General features: G+C 69.9%; 22 protein-coding genes. 11 read left to right on the forward strand and 11 right to left on the reverse strand.

Annotated elements, in window-relative coordinates; translation table 11 throughout:
* Nucleotides 1-38: 38 nt before the first annotated feature.
* Both ACBY01_RS13810 and ACBY01_RS13815 read right to left on the reverse strand, forming a co-directional pair.
* Entirely contained in the window at nt 39-4,208 is a 4,170-nt protein-coding gene (locus ACBY01_RS13810; RefSeq protein WP_416461488.1) for a translocation/assembly module TamB domain-containing protein, read from the reverse strand.
* The gene (locus tag ACBY01_RS13815; RefSeq protein ID WP_416461489.1) at nt 4,205-6,175 is read right to left on the reverse strand and encodes an autotransporter assembly complex protein TamA; all 1,971 of its coding nucleotides are present in this window, start codon (nt 6,173-6,175) and stop codon (nt 4,205-4,207) included. Before ACBY01_RS13815 ends, ACBY01_RS13810 begins: the two co-directional genes overlap by 4 nt.
* Before the next feature lie 146 nt (nt 6,176-6,321).
* Here ACBY01_RS13815 and ACBY01_RS13820 point away from each other — a divergent pair, with 146 nt between their 5' ends.
* Nucleotides 6,322-6,498, forward strand: coding sequence for a hypothetical protein (locus ACBY01_RS13820; protein WP_416461490.1), 177 nt, complete (start codon nt 6,322-6,324; stop codon nt 6,496-6,498).
* A gap of 3 nt (nt 6,499-6,501) precedes the next feature.
* Here ACBY01_RS13820 and ACBY01_RS13825 read toward each other — a convergent pair whose 3' ends face one another.
* Nucleotides 6,502-7,122 (reverse strand): S24 family peptidase, encoded by a 621-nt coding sequence (locus tag ACBY01_RS13825; RefSeq protein ID WP_416461491.1) that lies wholly within the window; start codon nt 7,120-7,122, stop codon nt 6,502-6,504.
* Between the two features lie 88 nt (nt 7,123-7,210).
* Between ACBY01_RS13825 and ACBY01_RS13830 the strand changes: the two genes are divergently transcribed.
* Together ACBY01_RS13830 and ACBY01_RS13835 are read left to right on the forward strand one after the other, a co-directional pair.
* Complete coding sequence (locus ACBY01_RS13830) at nt 7,211-7,393, forward strand: hypothetical protein (protein ID WP_416461492.1); 183 nt, start codon at nt 7,211-7,213, stop codon at nt 7,391-7,393.
* Nucleotides 7,390-7,701 (forward strand): hypothetical protein, encoded by a 312-nt coding sequence (locus tag ACBY01_RS13835; protein ID WP_416461493.1) that lies wholly within the window; start codon nt 7,390-7,392, stop codon nt 7,699-7,701. The genes ACBY01_RS13830 and ACBY01_RS13835 overlap by 4 nt, the downstream gene beginning before the upstream one ends.
* A 3-nt stretch (nt 7,702-7,704) precedes the next feature.
* On the opposite strand, the gene ACBY01_RS13840 is transcribed toward ACBY01_RS13835, so the two are convergent.
* Entirely contained in the window at nt 7,705-8,535 is an 831-nt protein-coding gene (locus ACBY01_RS13840) for a hypothetical protein (RefSeq protein ID WP_416461495.1), read from the reverse strand.
* Entirely contained in the window at nt 8,532-9,746 is a 1,215-nt protein-coding gene (locus tag ACBY01_RS13845; RefSeq protein ID WP_416461496.1) for a TIGR04063 family PEP-CTERM/XrtA system glycosyltransferase, read from the reverse strand. Before ACBY01_RS13845 ends, ACBY01_RS13840 begins: the two co-directional genes overlap by 4 nt.
* Nucleotides 9,747-9,833: 87 nt before the next feature.
* Between ACBY01_RS13845 and ACBY01_RS13850 the strand changes: the two genes are divergently transcribed.
* From ACBY01_RS13850 to ACBY01_RS13860, 3 genes are read left to right on the forward strand one after another with little or no spacing between them, the layout of a single operon-like run.
* A complete protein-coding gene (locus tag ACBY01_RS13850) occupies nt 9,834-9,977 on the forward strand; it encodes a hypothetical protein (protein ID WP_416461497.1) in 144 nt (47 codons plus the stop codon).
* Nucleotides 9,970-11,343, forward strand: coding sequence for a putative O-glycosylation ligase, exosortase A system-associated (locus ACBY01_RS13855; protein ID WP_416461498.1), 1,374 nt, complete (start codon nt 9,970-9,972; stop codon nt 11,341-11,343). Before ACBY01_RS13850 ends, ACBY01_RS13855 begins: the two co-directional genes overlap by 8 nt.
* Nucleotides 11,344-11,348: 5 nt before the next feature.
* Nucleotides 11,349-13,097: a hypothetical protein gene (locus ACBY01_RS13860; protein WP_416461499.1), complete on the forward strand. Its 1,749-nt coding sequence runs from the start codon at nt 11,349-11,351 to the stop codon at nt 13,095-13,097.
* Between the two features lie 3 nt (nt 13,098-13,100).
* On the opposite strand, the gene ACBY01_RS13865 is transcribed toward ACBY01_RS13860, so the two are convergent.
* Together ACBY01_RS13865 and ACBY01_RS13870 are read right to left on the reverse strand one after the other, a co-directional pair.
* On the reverse strand, nt 13,101-14,036 hold the full coding sequence (locus ACBY01_RS13865; protein WP_416461500.1) for a right-handed parallel beta-helix repeat-containing protein: 936 nt from the start codon (nt 14,034-14,036) through the stop codon (nt 13,101-13,103).
* A gap of 100 nt (nt 14,037-14,136) precedes the next feature.
* Nucleotides 14,137-14,700 carry a type 1 glutamine amidotransferase domain-containing protein gene (locus ACBY01_RS13870; protein WP_416461501.1) on the reverse strand — a complete coding sequence of 188 codons (564 nt, stop codon included), beginning with the start codon at nt 14,698-14,700 and terminating at the stop codon, nt 14,137-14,139.
* 112 nt (nt 14,701-14,812) lie between these two features.
* Here ACBY01_RS13870 and ACBY01_RS13875 point away from each other — a divergent pair, with 112 nt between their 5' ends.
* The 3 genes from ACBY01_RS13875 (at nt 14,813) to ACBY01_RS13885 (ending at nt 18,540) form a co-directional block, all read left to right on the forward strand.
* A complete protein-coding gene (locus tag ACBY01_RS13875; RefSeq protein WP_416461512.1) occupies nt 14,813-15,841 on the forward strand; it encodes a DNA topoisomerase IB in 1,029 nt (342 codons plus the stop codon).
* A 151-nt stretch (nt 15,842-15,992) separates the two neighbouring features.
* The gene (locus tag ACBY01_RS13880) at nt 15,993-17,981 is read left to right on the forward strand and encodes an alpha/beta hydrolase family protein (RefSeq protein WP_416461502.1); all 1,989 of its coding nucleotides are present in this window, start codon (nt 15,993-15,995) and stop codon (nt 17,979-17,981) included.
* A gap of 82 nt (nt 17,982-18,063) precedes the next feature.
* Nucleotides 18,064-18,540: a pyridoxamine 5'-phosphate oxidase family protein gene (locus tag ACBY01_RS13885; RefSeq protein ID WP_416461503.1), complete on the forward strand. Its 477-nt coding sequence runs from the start codon at nt 18,064-18,066 to the stop codon at nt 18,538-18,540.
* 58 nt (nt 18,541-18,598) lie between these two features.
* Here ACBY01_RS13885 and ACBY01_RS13890 read toward each other — a convergent pair whose 3' ends face one another.
* Nucleotides 18,599-18,988: a DUF3224 domain-containing protein gene (locus tag ACBY01_RS13890; RefSeq protein ID WP_416461504.1), complete on the reverse strand. Its 390-nt coding sequence runs from the start codon at nt 18,986-18,988 to the stop codon at nt 18,599-18,601.
* Between the two features lie 142 nt (nt 18,989-19,130).
* Nucleotides 19,131-20,363 carry a polyhydroxyalkanoate depolymerase gene (locus ACBY01_RS13895; protein WP_416461506.1) on the reverse strand — a complete coding sequence of 411 codons (1,233 nt, stop codon included), beginning with the start codon at nt 20,361-20,363 and terminating at the stop codon, nt 19,131-19,133.
* Between the two features lie 210 nt (nt 20,364-20,573).
* Here ACBY01_RS13895 and ACBY01_RS13900 point away from each other — a divergent pair, with 210 nt between their 5' ends.
* Nucleotides 20,574-22,316 carry an ABC transporter transmembrane domain-containing protein gene (locus ACBY01_RS13900; RefSeq protein ID WP_416461514.1) on the forward strand — a complete coding sequence of 581 codons (1,743 nt, stop codon included), beginning with the start codon at nt 20,574-20,576 and terminating at the stop codon, nt 22,314-22,316.
* A gap of 122 nt (nt 22,317-22,438) precedes the next feature.
* Nucleotides 22,439-22,687: a hypothetical protein gene (locus ACBY01_RS13905; RefSeq protein ID WP_416461508.1), complete on the forward strand. Its 249-nt coding sequence runs from the start codon at nt 22,439-22,441 to the stop codon at nt 22,685-22,687.
* 52 nt (nt 22,688-22,739) lie between these two features.
* Here ACBY01_RS13905 and ACBY01_RS13910 read toward each other — a convergent pair whose 3' ends face one another.
* Both ACBY01_RS13910 and ACBY01_RS13915 read right to left on the reverse strand, forming a co-directional pair.
* Nucleotides 22,740-23,258 carry a hypothetical protein gene (locus tag ACBY01_RS13910; RefSeq protein ID WP_416461510.1) on the reverse strand — a complete coding sequence of 173 codons (519 nt, stop codon included), beginning with the start codon at nt 23,256-23,258 and terminating at the stop codon, nt 22,740-22,742.
* A 61-nt stretch (nt 23,259-23,319) separates the two neighbouring features.
* Complete coding sequence (locus ACBY01_RS13915) at nt 23,320-25,662, reverse strand: ribonuclease R family protein (protein WP_416461511.1); 2,343 nt, start codon at nt 25,660-25,662, stop codon at nt 23,320-23,322.
* Nucleotides 25,663-26,077: the final 415 nt, after the last annotated feature.

The raw sequence follows: 26,077 nt of genomic DNA on the forward strand, positions 1-26,077 counted from the left end.
GATAAGGCAAACGCCCGACACGCGACGCGGGTGCCGTGTCAATAGTCGCGCGATACACGAAGGTTGGCGCTCTGCCGGCCGATCGTCGAAATCGACGACAGCAGCGAAAGCCAGCGGGTGACCCGGAACTCGACGTTGGTCGCCGAATAACCCTGCCCGTCGGTGACGATCTCGGCATAGAGCCGCCGCGTCAGATATTTACCCGCGGCGACCGACGTGCCCTGCCCGGTCTGCGGATCGGCGGGCAGGATGCGCAGGCGGTCCAGCCCGGTCGCGCGACGCACCGCATTGATCGGGTTGAGCCCGCCGTCGCCGTTCTGCAGCGCCGCCACCGCCGCCGCCAGCTGCAGCGCCTCGGGCGCCGACAGGTTGGTGATGGAGGTGCCGAACAACAGCCGCGACAAGAGCTCGTCCTGCGGCAGCGCAGGCGTGCTCGCAAAGTCGATCTCCGGCTTCAACGCCGTGCCCGTCACCCGGATGATGGCGTTGAGCCCTTCGGTATCCGCATCCGCGGCGATGTCGAGCGCGGGGTTGGCCGGCACCGATCCGTCGAAGCGGATGATGCCGCGCTGCAGCTCGAACTCACGCCCGGCGAACTCGACGTCGCCCTGCACCAGCGTGGCGCGGCCGGTGATCGCCGGATTGGTCGGCTCGCCGCGGATCTGCAGGTCGGCCGACCATTCGCTGGTGAGGCCGAGCCCGGTCACCGTCAGTCCCTTGCTGGCGCGTGCGTGCAGGTTCATCCGCCACGGCCGGCTGGGCGCATCGTCCTGCTCGTCGCCGCCGGGCAGGTTGATCTCGCGGACATTGATCCGCGGCAGCGGTGCGGAGGCCGCGGCGCGACCGAGCTGGTAGCGGCCTTCGTTCAGGCGCACGTCGCCGCCGATCACCCCGCCCGATCCGTCCGAGCGGATCGTGATCGGCCCGGTGACGGTAGCGGCAAGCGTATCGGTGTTGATCAGCCGCGCGCGCTGCGCGTCGATGTCGAGCGCGATGCCGAAGCCGCGCACCGCCGCCAGATCGAACGCGCCGGTGCCGCTCACCTGCCCCGAGCGGCCGTCGCTGGCGGTGAAGCGGTCGATCACCAGCCGCGACCCGCCGAAGCGGCCCTGCGCGTTGACCTGGGTGAGCACGGTGCCGGTCGCCCCGCTCTCGATCCGCGCGTTGGTGGCGCGCAGCGATCCGCGGATCTGCGGGTCGGCGAGCCGGCCGCTGACGTCGGCGCCGATCGCGAGCGGACCGGACAGGTCGAACAGCTCGATCCCGGTCATCCGCCACAGCGTGTCGGCGGGTCCGTCGTAGCGCAGCTGCGCAGCGAGCGGCGCGTTGGCGATGCGGCTCGCGAGTGTCCCGCCACTGCCGAGCGGCGACAGCCGCGCCTGCGCGCGGCCGATGATCTTGCCGCCGCTCGCCAGCAGCGCCCGCGCGCCGATCTTGTTCGAATCGAGCACCGCCGCCAGGCCGATGTCGATCGGACGCGAGGCGAGCACCAGTCCGGCGCGCGAGAGGCCGCGCACCGTCATGTTCACGCGCCCGCTCGGCACCCCGTCGCGCAGCGCATAGTCGAGCTTGCCCGAGGCGTTGCCGCTCAGCCCGAGGCCCGGATAGCCGATGTCGAGCACCGACAGCGGCATGCGCGTCAGTTCCAGCGCGACCTGGGTATCGCCGCCGCCGAACCGGCCCGACGCCTGCGCCTCGCCGCCCGCGAAGGTGAAGCGGGTCGGCGCGATCCGCCAGCCGCCGTCGGGGTCGCGGCGGATCACCGCCGGCGTCTCGAGCTTGAGCGGCCGGCCGTCGAGCGTACCCTGCGCCTGGACGCGATACTCGTCGGCGGTGACCTGGGTGATCGACTGGATGGCGAAGGCGCGCCCCTGCGATCCGGCGATCGAGGCGCGCACTTCGCCCTCGCCGCTGCGCAGCTTGGCGTTCGCGGCGAGCCGCGCGATCGACAGCGCCCCGCGCCGCAGGCCCTGCGCGGTGACGGTCGCGTCGACGGTGGTGCCGGCCGGGTCGAGCAGCACGCTCGCTTCCAGCCGGCCGGTGCGGACCCGCGCCGCGCCGCCGCCAAGCTGGGCGTTGCGGGCATCGGCGGCGATATCGATACGCTGCATGCCGTCCTGCGGCACGAAGCGAACCTCGCCGCTCAAGCCGCCACCGCCGAACGCCAGCCGCCCGTCGAACCCGTCCTCGACGATCGCGATCGCCCCGCTCGCACGGGTGCCGCTGACGTCGATCCGGTCGACGGCAATGCTGGCGGTCTGCCCCGCCGGCAGCAGGATCCTTCCCGCGCCGGTGAACGGTCCGAGCCGCGAGCCACCCTGCGCGGTGAAGGCGAAGCCCTCCGCCGTGGGATCGAGATGCGCGGTGACGTCGGCCAGCCCGAGCGTGTCGTTCGGCCGCTGGAACTTGAGGTCGAGCGTCGGCTTATCGATGCGTCCGTCGAGCACCAGCGTCAGCGGCCCGTAGGTGCGCTGCCGGCCCTGCCCCACGAAGCGGAAGGTGCCGTCGCGTCGCCGCATCCCGTTGCCGGTCAGCGTCAGACCCGGCGAGGTCAGCACGAGGTTGCGGAAGTAGAGCACCCCGTCGGTGCCGCGCTCCAGCCCGGTGGTGATGCGCGGCAGTCCTTCGGTGAGCGAGCGGAAGAAGCCGTTGTCGAGCCGCACCACCTGCGCCGCGCCGCGTCCGACGATGCGGGTGCCGCGGCCGTTCGGCCCCGGCACCGCCGTCAGGCGCGACTGGACGTCGACGATGCCGAGCCCCGGAATCAGGTAACGGCGCAGGCCGCCGGTCAGCCCCACCTCGTAGCGGCCGGTGCGCAGGTCGAGCACCAGCATGATCGTGCCGTTAAGCTTGTCCGACCGCAGCCGCAGGTTGCTGCCGGTCAGCGTCGTCGCGGTGACCTTGAGCGCGCCGTCTACCGACAAGTTGCGCAGGATGCCGCCAGCGACGTCGCCGACACCGGTCACGCGCTGGGCCGTGACGCGGATCGGCACGGTGATCGGCGCAGCGGACAGCCGCCCCTTGCCGCTGGCGCGCGCGCCTTCGAAGCCGGTATCGTCGAACGCCAGCCGATCGGCGGTGATGCGATAGTCGAAGCTCGCGGTGGCGAACGCCCCCTCCAGGATCGCGCGCAGCTCGATGTTGCGGCCGGTCATGTTGGGAAACAGCGCCGGCGGACGCAGCAGCCGCGCGCGCACCCGCACGTCGCGATAGGCGCTGAGCGCGAGGTCGAGCGCCCCTTCCGCGTCGAGGGTCAGCGCGGCCGAGCGCAGCCCCAGCCGCCCCTCCAGCCGCCGGTTGGCGAGAGTCGCGGCCCCCTCGACCCTGATGTTCGGCGACGACAGCCGCTGGAGCTTGCCCTTGAGCAACGACGCCGGCGCGAGCGTTCCGCCCAGCGTATAGGCGCCCGAGCGGTTGCCGAGCCGCAGGTCGATCACCCGGGCGTCCCCGGCGACGGCCAGCGCGCTCCCCTGCCACTGCCGCCACGTGCCGTCGCCGACGATGCGCAGCGAAAGCGACCGGCGGATCCCCGAAACCTGCGCCAGCACGCCGTCGGCACGGCCGACCGCGCGCGCGGCGACGTCGAAGCGGTCGCGATCCGGCTCGGCATCGAGGTGGATGCGCAGCAGGTCGCTACCGCCGACGCTCGCGTCGAGATCGACCAGCGCACGACCCGATCGAATGTCGGCGCGGCCCTTGACCTGGCCGACCCGCGCGACGCCGGTCACCGCAGGGGCGATCTCCAGCCGCTCGATCGAGAGCGCGCCGATGCGGATGTCGAACCCGGGCAGGATCGGGCCCTTGCGACCGGTCGGCCGCGGTTCCGGCAGCTTCGCGAGAACGGCGCGCGACACCGTCAGCGAGTCGATGTCGAGCCGGTTCGACAGCCAGGCGAAGGGGTTCCAGTCGAGGTGCGCCAGCGGCGCGCGGAAGACGAGCCCCTTGGGATCGTAGACGCGCACGTCGATCAGCCGCGCCTGCCCGTAGATCGATCCCTCGATCCGTCCGACGCGATAGCGCATGCCGTCGCTGGGCTGGAGCGCGGCGATGCGGTTGGCGATCAGGCGGTGCCCCGGCCCGGTGTCGAGCAGCAGCAGCAGCGCGGCGATCGTACCGAGCACCGCCAGCAGGATGGTGGCGACGCGACGCGGCCAGCGCCGGCGGCGGCGCACCACCACCGTCTCCTCCGCGGGCGGCTCCTCGCTCAAAACGCCTGCCCCAGCGAGACGTAGACGGCGACCTTGGCATCGCCCTTCTGCGGGTTGAGCGGCGTGCCGACGTCGACGCGGATCGGTCCGAAGCTCGAATAATAGCGCACGCCGAGGCCAGCGCCGTAGCGGAAGCCGGAGAAGTCGGGCAGCGTCGAGGTGTAGATGTTGCCGCCGTCGAGGAACGGCACCACGCCGAACACGCCGAAGGTGCGCACCCGCGCCTCCAGCGCGAATTCCGCGAGGCTGCGGCCGCCGATCGGATCGTTGTTCGGATCGCGCGGACCGATGTCCTGATAGCCGTAGCCGCGCACCGACGCGCCGCCGCCCGCATAGAAGCGCCGCGATGGCGCCACCGCGTCGCGCGGCGCGCCGAGGATCGAGCCGACCCGCACCCGCCCGGCGAGCACCACGCCGTCGCGGATGGGCCGATAGGCGCTCGCGTCGATCTGCGCACGAGTATAGCCGAACGCCTTGCCCGACAACGACAGCTCGGGGCTCAGCCGCCCGCCCAGCCGGAAGCCGCGGGACGGATTGAGCAGGTCGTCCGAGCCGTCGTAGTTGAGCGAGGTCGGCAGCGCGGCGATGAAATAGGTCCGCCGCCGCGGCTCGCCGGTGGAGACGATCACGTCGCGCTCGTCGGTCGCGACCAGTTCGGCGCCCAACGACCAGGTCCAGGTCTTCTGGAAGAAGATGTTGGTCTGGCGTTCCAGCGCGCCGGAGATCGAGAAGGTATCCGCCTCATAGGCGTCGCGTTCGAGGTGCGAGGCGGAGATCTGCCCGGTGAGCACCCGGTCGCGCCCGTGGAAGTTGTTGCGACGGAAAGTGAGCGCGCCGAGCTGCTCGCGGGTGCCGAGCACGCCGCGCACGGTGAGCCCGCCTTCGGGCGGGAACAGGTTGCGGTGCGTCCAGCTGAGTTCGGCGCGCGCGCCCTCGCCGGTGCCGTAGCCGAGCTCGCCGGCGATGGTGCGCGGCGGCGCGGGCTCCATCGCCACCGCCAAGTCGACGGTGCCCGGCGTCACCCCTTCGGTCTCGCGCACCCGCACCGAAGAGACGAGCCCGGTCTGGACGATCGCCCGGCGCAGGTCGTCCACCTCGGCCGCATCGTACGGGTCGCCCGGATCGAAGCGCGCGATTTCCTGGACGTGATCGCCGTCGAACACCCGCGCATCGGGGGTGGTGATGCGGCCGAAGCGGCGCTCGCCGCCCGGAGCCACCGGCAACTCCAGCGTCGCGGTGCGGGTGGCGTGGTCGACCACCACCACCGGCGGAGTCACCCGCGCGAACGGGAACCCCTCGCGGCCCACCGCGGTGCGTACCCGCTCCTCGCCCGCCGCGATCGCGTCGCCGTTGACCGGATCCTGCGCCGCGACGCCCAGCGCGGATTCGAGCGCCGGCGCCTTGGCGCCCGCATCGGCGACGCCGGGCAGCGTCACCTGGTCGAAGCGGTAGAGCGGCCCCGGCTCGGCACGCAGCGTGACGACCAGCTTGCCACCCTCGGTGTCGGTGGTGGTGCCGACATGGGCGTCGTAATAGCCCTCGTTGCGGAGCAGATCGACGAGCAGCGACGCATCCTCGCGCGCGCGGCGATCGATCTGCGCGGCGTTGGCAGGGCGCGATTCGTTGGTACGCAGCGTCGACAGCTCGTCGAAGCGCTGACGGAACAGGTCGCCGCCGATCCCCTCGATCCCGGTGACGCGATAGTCGTAGCGCCGCTCGACCGCGGCCAGATCGACGCTCGGGTCGGCCGCGACCGCCGCCTCGGCCGGATCGAGCGCCAGGTCGGGCCACTCGACGCCGATGTCGGGCATCGGCGCCAAGGGGGATGCCGGATCGAGCGAGGAAGCGGGAACGTCGGGCGTGGCGGGCTGGGCCGGCGTCTGCTGCGCGCGCGCGACTGCGGGCGCGAGTGCGGCGGTGCACCCGGCGGCAGCGAGCAGGACGAGCCGGCGGGAAGGCCACGACATGCCGATCCCCTAGCCCGAGTTCGCGCCGCTCGCCAATCGTTTAGGCGGCGGCGACCGTCACGCGTCGCACATGCCGGGCGCTTCGCTGCATCGCGGGGCTCCTGCGGCGGCTGGCGTCGCGGTGCGGCGCGTGGCACAGGCCGGCGATGCACCCGCGTTCCCCCCGCAGTTCCGCCGCCGGCGGCATCGCCATCGCGATCGGTGCCCTGGGCGGCGCGCTGGCCGGCGCCGCGCTCTACCATCAGCCGACGATCGGCCTGCTCGTCGGGGTCGCGGCCGGCATCGTGATCGCACTCGGCGTCTGGCTGGTCGATCGCCGTTGAGGCTCAGCGCAACCGGCGCGACATCCACACCACGCGGCCGACGATCTCCAGCCGATCGCCGACCGCCACCGCGATCGGCGGATAGTCGGGATTGTCGCTGACCAGCTCGACCGTCGCGCCGCGGCGCCGCAGCCGCTTGACCAGCAGCACGCCGTCGTGGCGCACCACCTGGATGCCCTCTCCGCCGCTTCGCGCACCGGTGTCGACGAGGATCGCGTCGCCGTCCGCCAGCGTCGGCAGCATCGAATCGCCGCGCACCGCGATCATCGACAGGGCCTCGGGCTTGGCGCCCAGCCCCCGCGCGAACGCCGCGTCTAGGCGAAGCGGCGCCGCCATTTCCTCGTCGACCAGCGTCCCCGGCCCGGCCGAGGCCGCGAGGTCGAGCCGCGGCACCGTCACGCTCGCCGCTACGGTCGGCCCGCCGAGCTGCACCTCCGCCACGCCGAAATAGCGCGCCAACTTCGCGCGGTCCTCCTCGTGCAGCAGCCGGGGGCTGCCGCGTTCGAGATACTGCTGGAGGTAGGCGGCGTTGCGCCCGAGCAGCCGCGACAGCCCTGCCAGGCTCTCGCCACGCTCGGCAACCAGGGCGGCGAGCGCCGCGCGCTGTTGGTCCGGTTCCACCATCACAGCCTACCCGTAGGAAACTTCCTAGACAAGTTGGATTTGGCAGAACAGAACCGGAACATGCTCAAGCGACTCGGGAGATTGCGAGGTGACCATTCTGCGGAAGATCGACGAGTTCCTGCGCGCCAGCGGGATGCCGCCGACGCTGTTCGGGCGGAACGCGGTGCACGACCCACGGCTGGTGCGAGACCTGCGCAACGGCCGCGAACCGCGGCCCGAAACGGTGGCGCGGATCGAGACCTATATCGCCGAGCAGGAGCACCGGGCATGAGCCGCGGCCCCGACGCCGCGACGCTGCTGACGCGCCGCCTGCAGATCGCCGCCGATGCCGCTGGTCAGGCGCTCACGATCGGCGACACCGTATCGGTGCCCTGGGCGAGCGCGACATTCTCGGGCGAACGTCATCGGCTGACGGTCTCCGGAAGCGGTCCGACGTTCGAGCACTGGCTGCAAAGCCTGCCCGAGGCGGACTTGCCGCTGCGCGGGCATCTGGTCGCCGATCTCGCGCTTCTGGCAGTCGCGGTGGACCACGACAGCGTGCGCGCGGACATCGAGGTTCTCACGGTCGAGGACCGCTGAGGTTCAGCCGGTCGCTGCCCAGTTGCGCAGCGAGGCAAGCGTCGCCTGGAGCGTGTCGTCGCGCGGGCCGCCGCGGGCCAGCCGCTGGAGCGCATCGCCCTGCTCGCGCCGCGCGAGGCCGCGCTCCAGCCGCGCGAGCAGGTCCTGGTTCGACGCCTCGTCGAGCGGTGGCGCCTCCTCGACCGGCGGCACGGCGAAGCCGGCGCGGATCTGGGGCACGAGCGGCGTCGCGGGACGCGCGTCGTCGCCGGCTTCCTCGATGCGGAACAGAGGCCGGACCGGCGGCGCGAGCGGCGCCGGCACCGCCTGCGGATCGAACGCCGCCATCGGCTGGTCGAGGTCCTGGGGCAACGGCTGCTCGACCGGCTCGATGGCGACGGCCGGCTTCGCGGCAGTGCCGTTCGCGGCCGTGACCTCAAGGAAGGGCGTGCCGAGATCGCGCATCGCCAGCACCGGCGCACGAGCCGGCGCGTCGGGGTGGGCATCGCCGCGTCGCAGCACCGGGATCGCGGCGACCTCGCGCGGCGTGGCAGCGCGGCGGCGACGGGGAAGCGGCACCACCACCGGCAGACGGCCGAACGCCAGCCGCCCGAGGCCCCACAGCACCGCGGCCGCCAAGCCGCCCAGCAGCAGCAGCAGCGCGATGCGGGCGGTCAGGCCCAGCGGCGGCTCGGCCGCGGCGAGCAGGCCGGGCAGTCCGCTGCTGCGCACCCCCGCCTCGATCCAGGCGGTCGGCAGCAGCAGCACGATCAGCGCGACCGCACCCCCGCCGCACACGGCGGCGGCACTGGCGGCGGAGACGATCAGGCGTCGGGGAGCGACCGTGGCGTTCATGATGCGTCCGTTGCAAAGCCTCTGACGAGCGCGTGATAGACAGGTTCGTAGCGCGAAACGTTTGACGACCAGTTACGCTCGCGCTCGACGAAGCGGCGGCCGCGATCGCGCATCGCGTCCCAGCCGCTGCGGTCGGCGAACAGCCCGGCGACGCGCTCGGCCAGCGCCCCCGGATCGTCGGCCGGGAACAGCGTGCCGGTATCGCCGTCGCGGATCAACTCGCGATGGCCGCCGACGTCCGACGCCGCGACCAGCCGCCGCTGCGCCATCGCCTCCAGCGGCTTGAGCGGAGTGACGAGGTCGGTCAGCCGCATATGCTTGCGCGGATACACCAGCACGTCGACGAGCCCGTAATAGCGCTCGACCGCCTCGTGCGGCACGCGGCCGACGAAGCGGATCGCCCCGGCCGCTGGCGATGCCGCCGCCTGCGCCCGAAGCGCCGTCTCCATCGGCCCCCCGCCGACCAGCAGCAGCTTGAGCCGCGGGCGCCGGGCGACGAGCGCCGGCATCGCCGCGATCAGGTCGTCGAGCCCCTCATAGTCGTAGAAGCTGCCGATGAAGCCGATCGTCTCGGCATCTGCCACGTCCAACTCGCGTGCCAGCGCCGGATCGGCGGGCGGCGGCGCGCCGAACAGCGTCATGTCGACGCCGTTGGGCGAGACGAAGATCTTCCCCGGATCGATCCCGCGTGCGACGAGGTCGCCGCGAAGCCCCTCGCAGATCACCGCCACCGCATCGGCGCGGCGGACGAGCCAGGTCTCCAGCGCGCGGGTGGCGCGGTAGCGCGGCGATCCCTCGCGCCCGGTGCCGTTTCCGACCGCGGCGTCTTCCCAGAAGGCGCGGACCTCGTAGACTAGCGGCAGCCTGCGCCGGCGCGCGACGACCAGCGCCGCCAGACCGTCGAGCAGCGGCGAGTGCGCGTGCAGCACGTCCGGACGGAACTCGTCGGCCACCTGCTCCACCCGCCGGGCGAGTGCCGCCACCTCACGCAGTTCGCCGAGCGGCGCCCGCGCCGGGCGAGGCGGCACGGTGCGGAAGAAGTCGAGCCCGTCGACCCCCTCGGCCGCCGCGCCGGTCGCGCCCTGCCGCGCTCCGGTGACGCCCGCAACCGTCCAGCCGCGGGCGATCTGCGCCTTCAGGATCGCACGGGTGCGGAACGTGTACCCGCTGTGCAGCGGCAGGCTATGGTCGAGGACGTGCAGAATGCGCATGACTGGTGTCCTGCCTTCAAAGCATTTAACGCTGCGTCAACCGTCCTCGTGCAGGGAGGTGGCCGGAAACGGTAAGGAAGCGGGACGATGATCGATAATTTCTCGCTCGCGCTGTCGCACGGGCTGATGCTGCTGGCGGCTTGGCTGATGCTGCGGCGTCCCGATCTCGACCGGGAATCGCCCTCCGATCCGGAAACCAAGCCACGGCGCCGGAATCGCTTCGGTGCGTGATCTCGCCTTCGTCGGCTTCCTGGCGGCGCTGTTCGCGTTCGGCGCGCGGCGGCCGTTCCTGTTCGTGCTCGCCTATGTCTATATCGACATCGTCTCGCCGCAGCGGCTGACCTATCTGCTGCTCAACTCGGTGCCGATCTCGTTGGTGGCCGCGGCGCTCGCGGTCGGCGCCTGGATCGTTGCCGACGACAAGCGCGGCGTCCGCGTCGCGCCGCGCCAGTTCCTGCTGCTGCTGCTGCTCGCATGGTGCGGCTACACCACGCTCAACGCCGACTTCGCGGTCGAGGCGCTCGAGAAATGGGACTGGGTATGGAAGGCGCTGGCGTTCGCGGTCTTCCTGCCGCTGACGCTGCGCACCCGCCTGCGCATCGAGGCGTTGCTGCTGTTCATGCTGCTGTCCGCCTCGTCGATCATCGTCGTCGGCGGGATCAAGACGCTGGTCACCGGCGGCGGTTACGGCGAACTCAACCTGATGGTTTCGAACAACGCCGGGCTGTACGAGAGCAGCACCATCTCGACGGTCGCCGTGGCGATCGTGCCGATCCTGCTGTGGTTCACCCGCCACGGCACGATCTTCCCACCGGACTGGCGGGTGAAGACCTATTGTTACGCGCTCAGCTTCGCCTGCCTGCTGATCCCGGTCGGCACCTCGGCGCGCACCGGACTGCTGTGCATCGGACTGCTCGCGGTGCTAATGCTGCGCGAGGTCAAGCGCCGGCTGCTCTACCTTTCGACGCTCGGCGCCGCGGCACTGCTTGCTGTCCCCCTCCTCCCGTCCGCCTTCACCGAGCGGATGGACACGATCCGCACCTATCAGGCCGATGCCTCTGCTTCGACCCGGATCGCCGTGTGGCAGTGGACGCTTGATTATGTAAAGGAACACCCTTGGGGTGGCGGGTTCGAAGCGTACCGCCAGAACCATATCCGCTACGACAAGGTCGCCGTCGTCGGCGATAACAATAACGCAACTATCGAACGTTCGCTCGAAGTCGATAAGGCACGCGCCTATCACAGCGCTTATTTCGAGATGTTGGGCGAGCAGGGCTATTTCGGGCTAGCGCTCTGGCTGATGATCCACCTATCGGGCGTCTTCCGCATGGAGGTGCTGCGCCGCCGCTATGCTAAGGCTGGGCCGGCGCTTGGCTGGGCGGCGCCTCTCGCCACCTCGCTCCAGCATGCGCATCTGATCTACCTGCTCGGCGCAGCGTTCGTTGGGATTGCGCTCAACCCTTTCACCTTCATGCTCCTAGGTACGCAAATGGGACTTGATCTCTATCTCGGCGGTAAGCGCATTGAGGAACGCTGGCGTCCGATCAAAAGCAGCCTAGACGGCTGCTCAGCACGGCCATCGGTGGCGCAGAGCTAAACGTCGTGGGGGGACTGTTTCTCACGCGTAGCCACGACCGCGAATTTTGCGAGAAAGCGCTGGCAGGCGCGCGTGCTCAGGCGATCCGCACTGGAATTGGCACAGTCAGTGCGCACGCCTTTCCCGGATGGTCGCTGCTTCACTTTGCCTCGGGTCAGAGCGAATCGGCGGGGCTGCTGGTCGAGGGTGACGATCTCGTCGCCGTCGCAGGCACGCTGGTGTTCGACGGCCGGATCGGCCCGCCCGCCCTCGCCGCGTTCCTGCGCGAGACGCCGCTGCCACAGCTCGATTGGTCGCGGATCGGCGGAGAGTTCGTCGCCCTGGTGCGCCGCGGCGGTCGCAACTTCATATTCGCCGATTACTTCGCTGCTTTCCAGCTGTTCCACGACGAGGAGCAGCGACTCTTCTCCACTTCGCTGCTCGCCGCGGTACAGGCGCTACCGAGCGTCCGCTTCGACGCACAGGGCGTCTACGAGCATGCCTTCAACGTCGTTCCGATCGGCGACGACACCGTTTTCGCCGAGCTGAAAACGCTGGGGCCGAAGTACTTGATCGAGCTAGCTCCGGACGGCGCAAAGCGTCATCCGCTGACCAAGCCAATGCCGCTCGCGCCCGTCCGGCAGCCTGTGACCGAGCGTCTCGCAGAGCACGCCGAGCGACTCCGCGCTGCGGTCGCGCCCCATGTCGCCAGCTTCGGCGACCGTATTCAGTGCCCGCTGTCAGGAGGGATCGATTCGCGGCTGCTGCTCGCGGCGCTGCGCGCGGCCGGCGCAACGCCGTCGCTCTATGTCTACGGCCCGGCAAGCACCGCCGACGTCCGGATCGCCCGCGCGATCGGCGCGGCAGAGGGATCGGAGGTCGCGTGGATAGACAAGCAGGCCGCCGGGATCAGCCCGGATGCTTTTCCCGATCAAGTCAAGGCGAACTTCCACCGCTTCGACGCGCTGCCGACCTACGGCAACATCTTCGATAACGGCGGCCATGCCGCGGCGCAGGTGGCGCGCCATGCCGGAGGCGCGCTTGCCGCCTCAGGTGGCTGCGGCGAAGTCTACCGCGACTTCTTCCTGCTGCCGGACCGGCCGCTCAGCGCCCGAACTCTCGCCCGCAGTTTCTTCGCGCGCTTCACCCCCGGTGACGCAACCGCAGAGTTCGACGGGCGTGCATTCCTCACGCGCATCGCCGACAAGGTTGCCGATGCGCTCGACCTGCCCGACGCGGCCGCTCGCATGCCGCGAACGCAGGCCGAACAGGCTTATCCGCGCGTGCGCTGCCGTGCCTTGTTCGGGCGTGAGATCAGCCTGGAGGCGCAGCACGGCGCCTATCTGATGCCGTTCCTCGATCACCGGCTCGTCGCCTCGGCACTAACCCTGCCGATGGCAACCAAGTACGCTGGCAAATTCGAAGCGCAGTTGCTTGCCGCGATCGATCCCGTGCTCGCCCGTTACCCGTCCGCCTACGGGCACAACTTCGCCGGGCCGCCGAGCCGGCGCCACCGCTTCAATGAATGGTCGTCGCGCATCCGCCCAACCTGGCTGCGGCAGCGCAGCTACGCGATCCAGCGCCACTTGCGGCCGATGCGCGACGAGCACGGCGGGCTGCTCTCGCCGGAGTACATGCACCGAGTGATTGATCCCGACTTTCCGGCTATGCGACGCTACTTCGCTATGGACCGCATCACCGATTCCGGGATGTGGCGACGGATCGCCTGCCTCGAGTATCTCGCCGGCCAACTAGGTATGCGGCTGCGCAGTTGAGCCTCAATGGTCCTCGTAGGGGGTGATCCGCTCGCCGAGCTGGTTGTTGCGCACCACCACCTTGTCGGCCGTCCAGTTGCCGACGAACGCCGTCTTCCACTGAAACGCCGGCGCCAGCCAGGCGCGGTTGTTCTCGATCACCAGGCCGTTGGACGGGTTCTGCGCCCCTTCCGGCGCGACGGTGATCAAGGTCGAGTGATTCTCCTTGTTGCCGCCCACCGCGAAGCTGTTGCCGGAAATCTGGCCGACCGCGCCGTTCGAGAGGTCGATCATGTAGTTGGTCGACTGCCCGGCGGTGTCGTCGAAGCTGTTGTCGACGATGGTGACGTGCGGCGCGCGGCTCTTGAGGTAGTGGCCGCCGGTACCGCGCTCGAAGCGCGAGCGCATGACCTTCAGCGCGCCATATTCGCCGACATAGATGCCGTGTGCGCCGTTGCCGGTCGGGTCCTTGCCGAGCCCCGCGAAGGTCGAGCGATCGACGGTGATCGTCGAGTTGGGATCCGCCGCCGACAGGATGCCCGACTGGTTGTCGATGAAGCGGCTGTTGCTGACGATCAGGTCGCCCTTTTCGATACGGATGCCCGCACCGTTGCCGTCGGGCACCAGCAAATGGGTGAACACCAGCCCGTCGACACGCGCCCGCGTGCCGCGCAGCACCAGCGCCGCCTTGTCCTCGCAGGTCCGGCGGTCGAAGATCGCGTTGCCGGGCTCGACCGCGACATAGGCGATGCTTCCGGCACCCTGGACCGCACAGTCGCGGTAGGTTCCCGGTGCGATGCGGATCGTGCCGCTTCCCTCCCCGATCGCGTCCACCGCCTGCTGCAGGAGGCGGAAGCTCTGCCCCGTCTCCGCGACGGTGAAGGGGCCGCCCGACTGCGCGGCGAGGGGTGCCGCCAGGGTCGCGGCGAGCAGCGGAAGGAAAAGGGCGGAAGGACGCATGCTCGATCCTCAGTGGGACGGCCCGGCGCCGCCTCCGCCCGCGTACCAGAACGGGACGGCGGAGGCAGCCACCTGCCCCGCCGCCCTGTGCCAATCCGGGTCAGTCCTCGTCGTCGTCCCCCAGGTCGCTTTCCAGCGCCTCGATCAGCGCGCGGCTGAACGCGGGGATGTCGTCGGGCTTGCGGCTGGTGATGAGGTTGTCGTCGACCACCACCTGCTCGTCGACCACCTCGGCGCCGGCATTCTCCAGGTCGGTGCGGACCGAGGGCCAGCTGGTGACGCGCCGCCCGTCGACCACGTCGGCCTCGACCAGCAGCCACGGCGCATGGCAGATCGCCGCGACGATCTTGCCGTCGTCCATGAACTCGCCGACGATCTCGACCGCGCGCTCCTGCATGCGCATCTTGTCCGGGTTCGCGACGCCGCCGGGAAGCAGCAGCGCGTCATACGCGTCGACGTCGACGTCGCCGAGGGCGAGGTCCGGGGTGATCGTCCGCCCCTTCTCGCTGTCGTGAACCACGCCCTGGATCGGATCGGTCTTGATCGACGCCAGGGTCACCGTCGCGCCCGCATCGATCAGCGCCTGACGCGGATCGAACAGCTCCGACTCCTCGAAGCCGTCCGCCGCCAGGATCAGCACGCGCGCATCGCCAAGGTCTGCCACTCGAAATCTCCTATCCTCTTGGGAACACGCGTCTTCGAACCAGCCGGCGCCGGCCCGGTTCCGGAACGAAGCGACGAGCCGCGCATTGGAAGCGACGTTCGAGAGGATGAAGATGCACGGCGGGGAAATTCAGTTCGTCGATCAGGCCCAACCCGGGATCACGCGCCGCAAGATGCGCCACGGCTGGGGATATTACGCGCCCGGTGGCGACCGCATCACCGACCGCGACGAGATCGACCGGCTGAATGCGATCGGCCTTCCCCCCGCCTATCGCGACGCCTGGTACGCGCCCGACCCCAGCGGCCATATCCAGGCGATCGGCTGGGACGAACGCGGCCGCAAGCAATATCGCTACCACACCGCCTTCCGCGAAGCGCGCGAGGCGGAGAAGTACGACCGCTGCGTCCAGTTCGGCCATCTGCTCCCCAAGCTCCGCGCCAAGGTGGAGGCAGACCTGCGCCACCGCCGGCTCGACAAGGATCGCGCGGTCGCGGCGGTAGTGCGGCTGCTCGACCTGGGGCGCGTCCGCGTCGGCAACGAGGGCTATGCCAAGGAGAACAAGAGCTTCGGCGCGACGACGCTGCGCAAGCGCCACGCGAAGCTCAAGGGCGACCGGCTCAAGCTGCAGTATCGCGCCAAGTCGGGCAAGATGCGGCTGCTGACCGTCACCGACCGCTCGCTGAGCCGTTTCGTCAAGCGCTGCCAGGATCTGCCCGGCCAGCATCTGTTCCGCTGGATCGACGCGGAGGGAGAAACGCACCCGGTCACCTCGACCGACGTCAACTGCTACATCCGTGAGGCGATGGGCGCGGACTTCACCGCCAAGCATTTCCGCACCTGGGGCGCGAGCGTGCTCGCGTTCGACACGCTGGCGCAGGCGCCGCACGACATCAGCCTCAAGACGATGCTCGGGCCGGTGGTCGATGCGCTGGGCAACACGCCGGCGATCGCGCGCAAGTCCTACGTTCACCCGCGCCTCATCGATCTGGTGAAGGATGGGCAGACCGCGTTTCGCGAGACGCTGCGGCTGCCGCGCTCGACGCGCCACCTCAGCCGTGCCGAGCGCGGGCTGGTCGCCTTCCTCGAAGCAGCGGTCGAAGAAGAGGTGAAGGCGTCGGCGCCGACGCGCAAGGCGGCCTGATCCCGCGCGCAGTCGCGCTCCTTTTTCGTCTTCGGCTCGTCTTTCGCTGCGGCTGTGACCGCTTCGGCACGGCTGCAGGCTTGCTTTGCGGCACCTGCTTGTCCAGCATGACGAGGTCCGGCGCGGGGGCGCCGGCCGAGGGGGAGAGCAGATGACGAAGGGACGTTGGGCCTCCGGTCGAGTCGCGACCGTGGGGAGCGTGGTGGCGTTGGCCGCCGTGGCGATGGGCGGCTGGGCCGAGCCGGTACGAAGCGCCGCACCGCCGCAGGCCGCAGCCAAGCCGGCGAACGCCCCGGCAGCCAAGCCGGGAAGCCGCCGTCCCATCCAGGATTTCGCAACGCTGCCGACGCTGCAGGGACCCGCGCTGTCGCCCGACGGCAAGGCCTTTGCCGGGCGGATCGCGATCAACGGCACGCTCTATCTCGCCATCGTTCCGCTGGAGGGCGGCAAGCCGCGCATCGTCGGACTGGGCGACGCCGACCTCAACTGGTGGCGCTGGGTCAACGACGACTGGCTCGTCATCGGCGTCGGCAAGACCGACCAGGTCGAAGGCAACGAGTGGTACATCAGCCGCGCCGTGTCGGTGAGCGCCGATGCGAGCAAGGTCCAAGTCCTCGCGCGGGACGCCGCGCAGAGCGGCGACAACCTGCTGTGGGCTGCGAACGACGGCACGCCGCGCATCCTCCTCGGCTACCAGACCTCGATCTACAGCAACCTGCCCGGCTTCTGGCCGCGGGTCGACCTGTTCGATCTCTCCACCGGCCGCCGCACCCGCGTCATGGACGGTCAGAACGGGGTGATGCGCTGGTTCGCCGATGGCAAGGGCGCGGTACGGATGGGGATCGGTCGCTCGGAAGACGGGCGCAAGACGCGGCTGCTCTATCGCCCCGGCGATCGCGGCCGCTTCCGCACCGTCGACCGCAACGACGACGGCGACATGACCGTCCCGGCGCTGTTCCTCGACGATCCGGCCAAGGCGCTGACGATCACGGACGACGAGAACGGCTTCAGCGCGCTCTACGACTTCGACCTGACGACGATGACGCGCGGCAAGCAGATCGCGGCGAGCAAGGGGTTCGACCTCGCCGGGCTGATCTCCGACGCGGACGAAAGCCGCCTGCTCGGCGTCGAGGTGCAGGGCGACCGTCCCGAGCAGCAGTGGCTCGACCCGGAACTCACCGCCCTCGCCAAGACGCTGTCGGCACGCGTGCAGGGCGGTAGCACGCGGCTCGTCTCGTTCAGTCGCGACCGTTCGCGGGCCATCCTGTTCGTCGGTGGCGCCGACGCGCCGGGGGCCTACTATCTCTACGACAAGGCCACCGACTCGTTCGCCGAACTCGGTTCGATCAACACCAGCATCGGCATGAAGCGGCTGCATCCGGTGCGCACGCTCCGCTACAAGGCGCGCGACGGGCTGGAGATCGCCGCGGTGCTGACGCTGCCGCGCGGGGCCGCGCGCGACCTGCCGCTGATCGTGCTGCCGCACGGCGGCCCCTTCGCGCGCGACATCGAGGAGTGGGACTGGTGGACCCAGTTCCTCGCCGATCGCGGCTATGCGGTGGTGCAGCCCAACTATCGCGGCTCCTCGGGCTACGGCACGCCCTTCAGCGAAAAGGGCGAGGGCCAATGGGGTCTCGCGATGCAAGACGACCTCAACGACGCCGTCGCCGAACTGGCCAAGCAGGGCATCGCCGATCCCAAGCGGGTGTGCATGGTCGGCGCGTCCTACGGCGGCTATGCGGCGCTGCGCGCGGCAGAGCGCGATCCCAAGCTCTTCCGCTGTGCGGTGTCGTTCGCGGGCGTGTCCGATCTCAACGCGATGCGCCGCTACGACGGCCGCTTCCTGTTCTCGGGCGTGCGCAGCGATTGGCTGAAGAAGCAGGCGCCGGACCTGGCGGCGGTGTCGCCGCTCAACGATCCGGAGGGCTTCGGCATTCCCGTGCTGCTCGTCCACGGCGTCAAGGACCGGGTGGTGCCGGTCAAGCAATCGCGCATGATGGCGCAGCGGCTGCAGCGCGCCGGCAAGCCGGTCGACTATCTCGAGCAGCCGCTCGCCGACCACCATTTCTCGCGCGAGCAGGATCGGCTGGAATTCCTCCAGGCGCTCGAGACGTTCCTCGCCAAGCACAATCCGGCGTGATCTGACGCCGATCGCGGCGCGGCGGGAAACCGTCGCGCCCGCGCCTCGTTGTCCCGGGTGAACCGATCCAAGGAGGATGACGATGCCGGACAAGAGCCCGAAGGAAATCCGCGAGCAGATGTGGAAGGCGATGGCCGCCAGCCCGTTCGTGATGCTGGGCACGACCACCGACCGCGAGCACTTCGAGCCGATGTACGCGGTGCTGGACGAGGACGCGGACAGCGAGTTCTGGTTCTACACCAAGAAGGACAACCGCGCAGCCGGCGGCGGTCCGGCGACCGTGCAGTTCGTATCGAAGGGCCACGACCTCTACGCCTCGCTGCGCGGAACGCTGACCGAGGAGCGCGACCCGGCGGTGATCGACCGCTACTGGAGCAACCAGGTCGAGGCCTGGTACGAGCAGGGCCGCCAGGACCCCAACCTGCTGATGCTGCGCTTCGAGCTCGCCGACGCGGAGGTCTGGGAGACGGACTCGAGCCTCACCGGCAAGCTCAAGATGCTGACCGGCAACACCATCTACGACGAGGAAGCCGGCAGCCACACGCGCGTGACGCTGTAAGCCAGCACGAATGACGACCCCGGCCCCGGCGATGTCCAGGGCCGGGGTTCCCCGGTCGCTACTTCGGCAGGCGGTAGCGGAACGTGTAGAAGTGCTTTCCGTCGCGGATGTCGATCGCCATCGTGCCGGTGATCCCGGAAAGCTGGCCGGTGCCGGAATCCGGCACCACCGTCACGCTGAGGGTGGGCGCCCCGCGATCCATCGTTCCACTATGCTGGAGCACGAAGCTGCCGTCGCGTCCATCGAGCGTGCCGGTCACGCGCTCCATCGCGACATAGCCGGCCGAGCCCGGCGTGTCGGTCTGCACCGCCAGCATCTCGCCGGCGCCGGTCGCCTCCAGCGGACCGTGAAAGGTCTTCGCCAGGGTCATGCGTGCGGTCGGCGCATCGGCCCCGCTCGCCGGGGTGACCGTCACGTCGAAGGCGCCCCGCGCCTCGGTTTCCGTCATCGGATGCCCCTTCCCGTTCGGCGCCTTCCACGTGGCCGCGCCGCTCCCGGTCGCGAGCAATGCCGAACAGGCGAGCCAAAGCGGCAGCGTGCGTTTCATCCTAGCACTGTGCGCCTACACGATACGGCCGACAAGCGGGCTTTCACCCGCCGTGACTCGCCATCCATTCCTCCAGCACCGGCGCCACCCGGCCGCGCCACTTGGAACCGTGGAAGATGCCGTAGTGGCCGACGCCCTCGGCCATGTAGTAGCGCTTCTTGTCCTCGGGCAGCGCGGTGGCGAGCGTCAGCGCCGCCTTCGTCTGGCCCAGCCCCGAAATGTCGTCGCGTTCCCCCTCGATCGCGAGCAGCGCGGTGTCGGTGATCGACTGGGCAACGACCGGCTGTCCGCGGTGGGTCATCGTGCCGTTGGGCAGCGCATGCGTCTGGAACACCAGCTCGATCGTCTGGAGATAGAATTCCGCGGTCATGTCGCAGACCGAGCGGTATTCGTCGTAGAAGTCCTTGGTCGCGGTTGCGCTGTCGCCGTCACCCTCGACGAGATGCTTGAACATCTCCCAGTGCGAAATCAGGTGGTTGCCCAGGTTCATCGTCATGAACCCGGCGAGCTGCAGGAAGCCCGGGTACACCCGCCGTCCCGCGCCCGGATAGGTCATCGGCACGGTGGCGATGACGTTCTGTTCGAACCAGGCGTGCGGCCGCTCGGTGGCGAGCGTGTTGACCGCGGTCGGCGCCTCGCGCGTGTCGATCGGCCCGCCCATCATCGTCAGCGTGTACGGCCGGCTCGGGTGCCGCTCGCGGCCCATCGTCGCGGTGGCGGCATAGGCGGGCACCGACGGCTGGCACACCGCCAGCACGTGCGCGCGCGGATCGCCCTCGGCCCCGATCTCGGCCAGGAAGTCGATCAGATAGTCGATATAGTCGTCCAGGTCGAAGCGCCCCGCCGCCATCGGCACCAGCTTCGCGTCGCGCCAGTCGGTGATGTAGACGTCGGCGGAAGTCAGCATCCGCCGCACGGTGTCGCGCAGCAGCGTTGCGTAATGCCCGGACATCGGCGCGACGATCAGCAGCTTGGGACCGCCGGTCACGCCTTCGCGCACGAAATGCTTGAGCTGACCAAAGGGTTTGCGCGCGACGATCTCCTCGCGCACCGCCACTTCCTTACCGTCGACGACGGTGTGGGTAATGCCGAAAGCCGGCTTGCCGCGGGGCGCCGCCGCATGGGCGAACACCTCCAGCGCCGAGGCGAGCACCGGACCGCCGCCGAAGTAGGAAAAGGGGTTTGCCGGATTCTGGAGCAGGCCCGCGCTGAAATTCGCCATCGCACTGGCACCGGCCAGCATCGACCGGTGAAACTCATAGGTATCGTACAGCATCAACAACCCGTCCCTCGTCCGCGCGCCCGCGCGGGACGACACTTCTTCTTCAAATATAGAGCGCTCGCGCGCCGCCGCAAAGGTTGCGACTTGGCAGCGGGAAACGCGCATCGTCGCACGGAGGTTTCGCCGCGCGGCGGTTCGCGCTAGGCGGACGGCATGGCTCTTCGTCCTTCGCATCGTGCCGCTCCGGCCGAGCCGACCACGCGCATGCTGCCCGCGCTCAAGCTCGTGTGGCGCTTCACGATCCGCTACAAGCTGCAACTCGCCGCAGCGCTGGTGTCGCTGCTGATCGCGGCGCTCGCCACGCTGTGGATCCCGCGTACCTTCCAGAAGGTGGTCGACAACGGCTTCGCCGCGGGTGCCGATCCATCGAACATCGGCGGCTATTTCGAAGGGCTGCTGTTCGTCGTGCTCGCGCTGGCGTTCGCGACAGCCGGGCGCTTCTACTTCGTGTCTTGGCTGGGCGAGCGCACGGTGGCCGACATGCGCGCGGCGGTGCACCGCAACCTGCTGCGCATGCCACCGCGCTGGTTCGAGGAGAACCGCCCGTCGGAGATCGCCTCGCGCCTCACCGCCGATACCGCCATCGTCGAACAGATCGTCGGTACCACCGTGTCGACGGCGCTCCGCAACCTGCTGATCGGGATCGGCGGAGTGATCTACCTGTTCGCGCTCGCGCCCAAGCTCGCCGCCTATCTCATCATCGGCATCCCGCTGGTGGTGACGCCGATCATCTGGCTGGGCTCGCGCGTCCGCAAGCTGTCGCGCTCCAGCCAGGACCGGATCGCCGACATCGGCGCGATCGCCTCCGAAACGCTCGGCGCGATGAAGATCGTCCAGGCCTTCGGACAGGAGACGCGCGAGGCTGTGCGATTCCAGACCGCCGTCGAGGAAGGCTTCGGCGTCGCCCGCCGCCGCTTCGGCACGCGCGCGATCATGACGGCGATGGTGATCGGGCTGCTGTTCGGCGCGATCACGCTGATCCTGTGGGATGCGGTGAGCGACGTCGCGTCCGGACGCACGACCGGCGGCGCGCTCACCGCCTTCGTCATCACCGCCGCGCTCGTCACCGGATCGTTCGGGGCGCTGACCGAAGTCTATGGCGACCTGCTGCGCGCATCGGGCGCCGCCGGCCGGCTAGGCGAACTGCTGGCCCAGGAGCCGGAGATCCGCGCCCCCGCTAGCCCGGTGGCGCTGCCGCAGCCACCGCGTGGCGCGCTGGCGTTCGATCATGTAGACTTCCGCTACCCCACCCGCCCCGACGTCGCCGCGCTCAGCGACTTCTCGCTCGACGTGGCACCGGGCGAGACGGTGGCGGTGGTCGGGCCCTCGGGTGCCGGCAAGTCGACGCTGTTCCAGTTGCTCCAGCGCTTCTACGACCCCGCCGCAGGCACGGTGGCGGTCGACGGGGTCAACGTGCGCGAGGCCGATCCGGCCGACGTACGCGCGCGCATCGCGATGGTGCCGCAGGAGACGGTCATCTTCGGCGCCTCGGCGCGCGACAACCTGCGCTACGGCCGCTGGGACGCGAGCGACGACGCGATCTGGGCCGCGGCCGACGCCGCCAACGCCAGCGAGTTCCTGCGCGCACTGCCGGACGGGCTCGACACGTTTCTGGGCGAAGGCGGCGCGCGGCTGTCGGGGGGCCAGCGTCAGCGCATCGCCATCGCCCGCGCACTGCTGCGCGACAGCCCGATCCTGCTGCTCGACGAGGCGACCTCCGCCCTCGACGCCGAAAGCGAGCGGCTGGTCCAGGACGCGCTCGAGCGGCTGATGGCCAACCGCACCACGCTGGTGATCGCCCACCGCCTCGCGACCGTGCGCGCCGCCGGCCGGATCGTGGTAATGGATGAGGGCCGCATCGTCGAAACCGGCACCCACGCGCAGCTCAACGCCGCCGGGGGTCTCTACGCACGGCTGGCGGCGCTCCAGTTCAGCCAGGTGGGTTGAGCATCGGCAAAAACGGGCAGACCGTTCGACTTGGCTCGGCGGGCTGCGTCTTTGCACTTTTACGGCGACCGTCTTCACGATAGTTTCGCCCCAACTCAAGGAAGGGCGTAACGATGCGGGCGATGATTTCAGCGGTGCTTCTGGCGGCGGCAGCGAGCGGCGTGGCGATGGCGCAGGACACGCCCGCCGATCCGGCCAGCGGCAAGAAGGGCGGAGCGTCCACCGAGAAGAAGGTCTGCCGTCGCACCCAGACTACCGGCAGCATCCTCGCCGGCAAACCGATCTGCCACACCAAGGCCGAATGGGCGCAGATCGACAACGCCAGCCAGGAGGGCGTCGATCAGTTCCGACGCGCGGCCGCCAACCGCTGACAGGGATCAGTGCAGCCTGGGCAGGCGGTGACGACACGACGCCAGGCGATCGCTAGTCCCTCTCGTCGCGCGCGGGGCAGGCCGCGCGGGTGAGGGCGTAGCGCGCAAAAGGCTGTTCCTTTCCCGCCGCATCGCGGGCGACGATTTCCCAGCCGAGTTCATCGCCGTTCGCGCGCCAGCGATTGACGAAGGTCGCGTCGCCGTAGCGATAGCCGATGTCGAACCCACCGGGGCGCACGGTGCCGCTGCCGGTCGCGGTCATGGTGCCACCGAAGCTGTCGGACCAGAAGCCGGTCACCGCCGCGGCATCCTTGCCGCCGCCCAGCAGCAGATGCGCGGCATAGCGATCATCGGGGTCGGCAGTGGCGACGCTGTCGGCGTCGACCGCGATCATCGCTCCCAGCACGACCGGGTGAACGACAAGCACGATCGTCACCGGCTTGTCCATCACCGTACCCGTCCCGCGCCAGCAGCCCTCCAGCCGCCGCACGTTCTCCGGCACCGGCGTCGACTCCTCGGCCCCGACCGGCGCCGCTGCCAGCAACGCCATCGCCCACAGCACCTGCTTCATCGCCTTCCCCCCGAACTGCCCCGGTGGAAGTCTGACGGCCGCCGAGACCGCAGGCAAGCGGCTAGCGCTTGCGCCCCTGATGGCGAATGTTGCCGGGGCGGCCGCGACGCTTAAGCACGCGGGGCGGGCGGCGGCCGGGCTCGCGATTGCCCTCAGGCGTCGCGCCCGCGGAGCCCTTGCCGTCGACCAGCTCGAAGCGCAGCGCGCCCGATACCGGGTTCGCTTCCACAAGCCGCAGCGGCAGCCGCTGCCCCAGCGTGAACTCCTCGCCGCTATGGTCGCCGACCAGCCGCTGGCCCTTCTCGTCGTAACGGAAATACTCGCGGCCCAGGTCGCGCGCCGGCACCAGCCCATCGCCGCCGATGCCGTCGACCGTCGCGAAGAAGCCGAAGCTCTGCACGCCGGTGATGCGCGCGTCCATCACGCTGCCGACATGCTCCGACAGGTACGCCGCGACATAGCGGTCGACGGTCTCGCGCTCCGCCTCCATCGCCCGGCGTTCGAGCGCGCTGATCGCCTGGCCGATGCGGTCCATGCTCGCATCGTCCTCGGCGACGCCGCCCGGCCCCAGCGCATAGGCGGCGACAAGCGCGCGATGCACCACCAGGTCGGCATAGCGGCGGATCGGCGAGGTGAAGTGCGCATAGCTGCCGAGCGACAGCCCGAAGTGGCCGTGGTTGGCGGGCCCGTAATAGGCCTGCGTCTGCGAACGCAGGACCTGCTCCATCACCTGCGGGCGGAACGCCGCCTCCCCCACTCGGTCGAGGATGCGGTTGAAGGTGGCGGGCTTCACGACCTGTCCCAGCGCGAACGGGATGTCGAACGTCTCGAGATAGTCCTTGAGCGCGACCAGCTTCTCGCGGCTCGGCGGCTCGTGGATGCGATACATGACCGGCGCCTTCTTCGCCTCCAGCGCCTTGGCCGCCGCGACGTTGGCGGCGATCATATACTCCTCGATCAGCTTGTGCGCATCGAGCCGCTCGCGCGGCGCGACCGACAGGATGCGGCCCTTTTCGTCGAGCACGATCCGCCGCTCGGGCAGGTCGAGGTCGAGCGGCTCGCGCGCCTCGCGTGCTTTGTAGAGCGCGCGCCAGCAGTCCCACAGCGGGAGGAGCGCGGTTTCGACGAGGTCGCTCGGCACCGCCTCGCCCGCGCCACCGTCATCCCAGCGCAGGCTGGGATCTCGTTCCGCAGGAGTGTCGCCCGTGGCGGGAGACCCCAGCTTTCGCTGGGGTGACGAAGCGGTCCACGCATCCACCGCAGCCTGCGCATCCTCATAGGCGAGGTTCGCCGCCACCCGGATCACCGCGCGCGAGAAGCGCCAGCCCTTGAGCTTGCCGTCCTTCGCGACCTGCAGGTGGCAGGCGAGCGCCGCGCGGTCGACGCCTTCCTTCAGCGAGCACACGTCGGCCGACAACGTCTCCGGCAGCATCGGCACCACCCGGTCGGGGAAGTAGACGCTGTTGCCGCGCTTGCGCGCCTCGCGATCGAGCGCACCGCCGGGGCGGACGTAGAAGCTCACGTCGGCGATCGCGACGATCGCCTTCCAGCCGCCCTCGTTGGCGGGATCGTCGTCGGGCGCCGCCCAGACCGCGTCGTCGTGATCGCGCGCGTCGGCGGGGTCGATCGCGACGATCGGCAGATGTCGCAGGTCTTCGCGATCGTCGCCCAGCGGCACCTGAGCGATGCGTTCAGCTTCCTCGATCACCTCGGCGCCGAACACGTCGGGGATGCCGTGCTTGTGGATCGCGATCAGCGAGAAGCTGCGTGCCTCGAACGGGTCGCCGAGCCGCTGCGTCACCCGCGCGGTGATCCGCGGCGGCCGCCCGGCCTTTTCGGCGAGCACGAGGTCGCCCGCCTGCGCACCGCCGGCGTCGGACACCACGAAGTCGCGCCGCTCCTTCTTCTCGACACCTTGCAGCCACAGCCGCCCACCCTCTTCGTGGAGCACGCCCAGCATCAGTTCCTCGCCGCGCGCGAGCGTCTTCATCGGGTGCGCGATCCAGCCCGAGCCCGCCTCCTCGGTCCGCGCCAGCACGCGATCGCCGACACCGAGCGCCGAGCGCTTGCTCCGTTCGCGAAGCCGCAGCCGCGGCGGCGGCGTCTCCGCCTCCCAGCGCTCGGGGACCGCCCAGACGGTCCCGGAATCGTCGACGTCGGCGACACGCAGCACCGTCACCTTGGGCAGACCGCCCATCTTGTGGAAGGCGCGACCGGGGGCGCTGTCGATCAGCCCCTCGTCCGCCATGTCCTTGAGCAGCGCCTTCAGCGCGATCTTCTGCTGCGCCGAAAGGCCGAAGGCGCGCGCGATCTCGCGCTTGCCCGCCGGCGTGTCCGACGTGGTGATGAAATCGAGGATCTGCTCGCGCGTCGGGAGGCCTGGGGCGGTTTTCTGGTTTGCCATGCGCTCGACAAGATAGGCGGGCGCGGCGCCGAATGCACTACGGGTTACCGCTCGTTAATCCCTGCCGCCTAGCGTTCTCTCCGGGGCGGGGGTCCCAGAGAGGTGCCTAGATGCCCACCAACCAACTCGTCGTCGTTTTCATCGTCCTGGTCGTCGCGGCCGCCTTCCTGTTCATCTGGCGCCGCCGCGACACCGGCCACACGTCCGACGATCATCGCTGAGAGCTCGGGGCGGCGTCTGTCCGTCCCGAGCAAGCGATAACGGCAGACGTCCGCCGTTATCGCTCGAACCGTGCCCCCGTCATGCTGACGAAAGTCAGCATGTGGATTCACATTCGAAGTGCAACAGTTGGAATGCCTCGGCGGGGGTACGGAAGCCGAGGCACTTTCTGGGGGTGTTGTTGTAGGCGCGCGCG

The organism is Sphingomonas mangrovi (genome assembly GCF_047975845.1).
In the GTDB taxonomy this organism is placed as follows: Bacteria; Pseudomonadota; Alphaproteobacteria; order Sphingomonadales; family Sphingomonadaceae; genus Sphingomonas.

Excerpts from the sequence above, each read along its gene's own strand:
- ACBY01_RS13815 (WP_416461489.1), bottom strand. The coding sequence starts at position 6,175 with ATGTCGTGGCCTTCCCGCCGGCTCGTCCTGCTCGCTGCCGCCGGGTGC.
- ACBY01_RS13820 (WP_416461490.1), top strand. The coding sequence starts at position 6,322 with ATGCACCCGCGTTCCCCCCGCAGTTCCGCCGCCGGCGGCATCGCCATC.
- ACBY01_RS13825 (WP_416461491.1), bottom strand. The coding sequence starts at position 7,122 with ATGGTGGAACCGGACCAACAGCGCGCGGCGCTCGCCGCCCTGGTTGCC.
- ACBY01_RS13835 (WP_416461493.1), top strand. The coding sequence starts at position 7,390 with ATGAGCCGCGGCCCCGACGCCGCGACGCTGCTGACGCGCCGCCTGCAG.
- ACBY01_RS13840 (WP_416461495.1), bottom strand. The coding sequence starts at position 8,535 with ATGAACGCCACGGTCGCTCCCCGACGCCTGATCGTCTCCGCCGCCAGT.
- ACBY01_RS13845 (WP_416461496.1), bottom strand. The coding sequence starts at position 9,746 with ATGCGCATTCTGCACGTCCTCGACCATAGCCTGCCGCTGCACAGCGGG.
- ACBY01_RS13850 (WP_416461497.1), top strand. The coding sequence starts at position 9,834 with ATGATCGATAATTTCTCGCTCGCGCTGTCGCACGGGCTGATGCTGCTG.
- ACBY01_RS13865 (WP_416461500.1), bottom strand. The coding sequence starts at position 14,036 with ATGCGTCCTTCCGCCCTTTTCCTTCCGCTGCTCGCCGCGACCCTGGCG.
- ACBY01_RS13875 (WP_416461512.1), top strand. The coding sequence starts at position 14,813 with ATGCACGGCGGGGAAATTCAGTTCGTCGATCAGGCCCAACCCGGGATC.
- ACBY01_RS13880 (WP_416461502.1), top strand. The coding sequence starts at position 15,993 with ATGACGAAGGGACGTTGGGCCTCCGGTCGAGTCGCGACCGTGGGGAGC.
- ACBY01_RS13885 (WP_416461503.1), top strand. The coding sequence starts at position 18,064 with ATGCCGGACAAGAGCCCGAAGGAAATCCGCGAGCAGATGTGGAAGGCG.
- ACBY01_RS13890 (WP_416461504.1), bottom strand. The coding sequence starts at position 18,988 with ATGACGGAAACCGAGGCGCGGGGCGCCTTCGACGTGACGGTCACCCCG.
- ACBY01_RS13895 (WP_416461506.1), bottom strand. The coding sequence starts at position 20,363 with ATGCTGTACGATACCTATGAGTTTCACCGGTCGATGCTGGCCGGTGCC.
- ACBY01_RS13900 (WP_416461514.1), top strand. The coding sequence starts at position 20,574 with ATGCTGCCCGCGCTCAAGCTCGTGTGGCGCTTCACGATCCGCTACAAG.
- ACBY01_RS13905 (WP_416461508.1), top strand. The coding sequence starts at position 22,439 with ATGATTTCAGCGGTGCTTCTGGCGGCGGCAGCGAGCGGCGTGGCGATG.
- ACBY01_RS13910 (WP_416461510.1), bottom strand. The coding sequence starts at position 23,258 with ATGAAGCAGGTGCTGTGGGCGATGGCGTTGCTGGCAGCGGCGCCGGTC.
- ACBY01_RS13915 (WP_416461511.1), bottom strand. The coding sequence starts at position 25,662 with ATGGCAAACCAGAAAACCGCCCCAGGCCTCCCGACGCGCGAGCAGATC.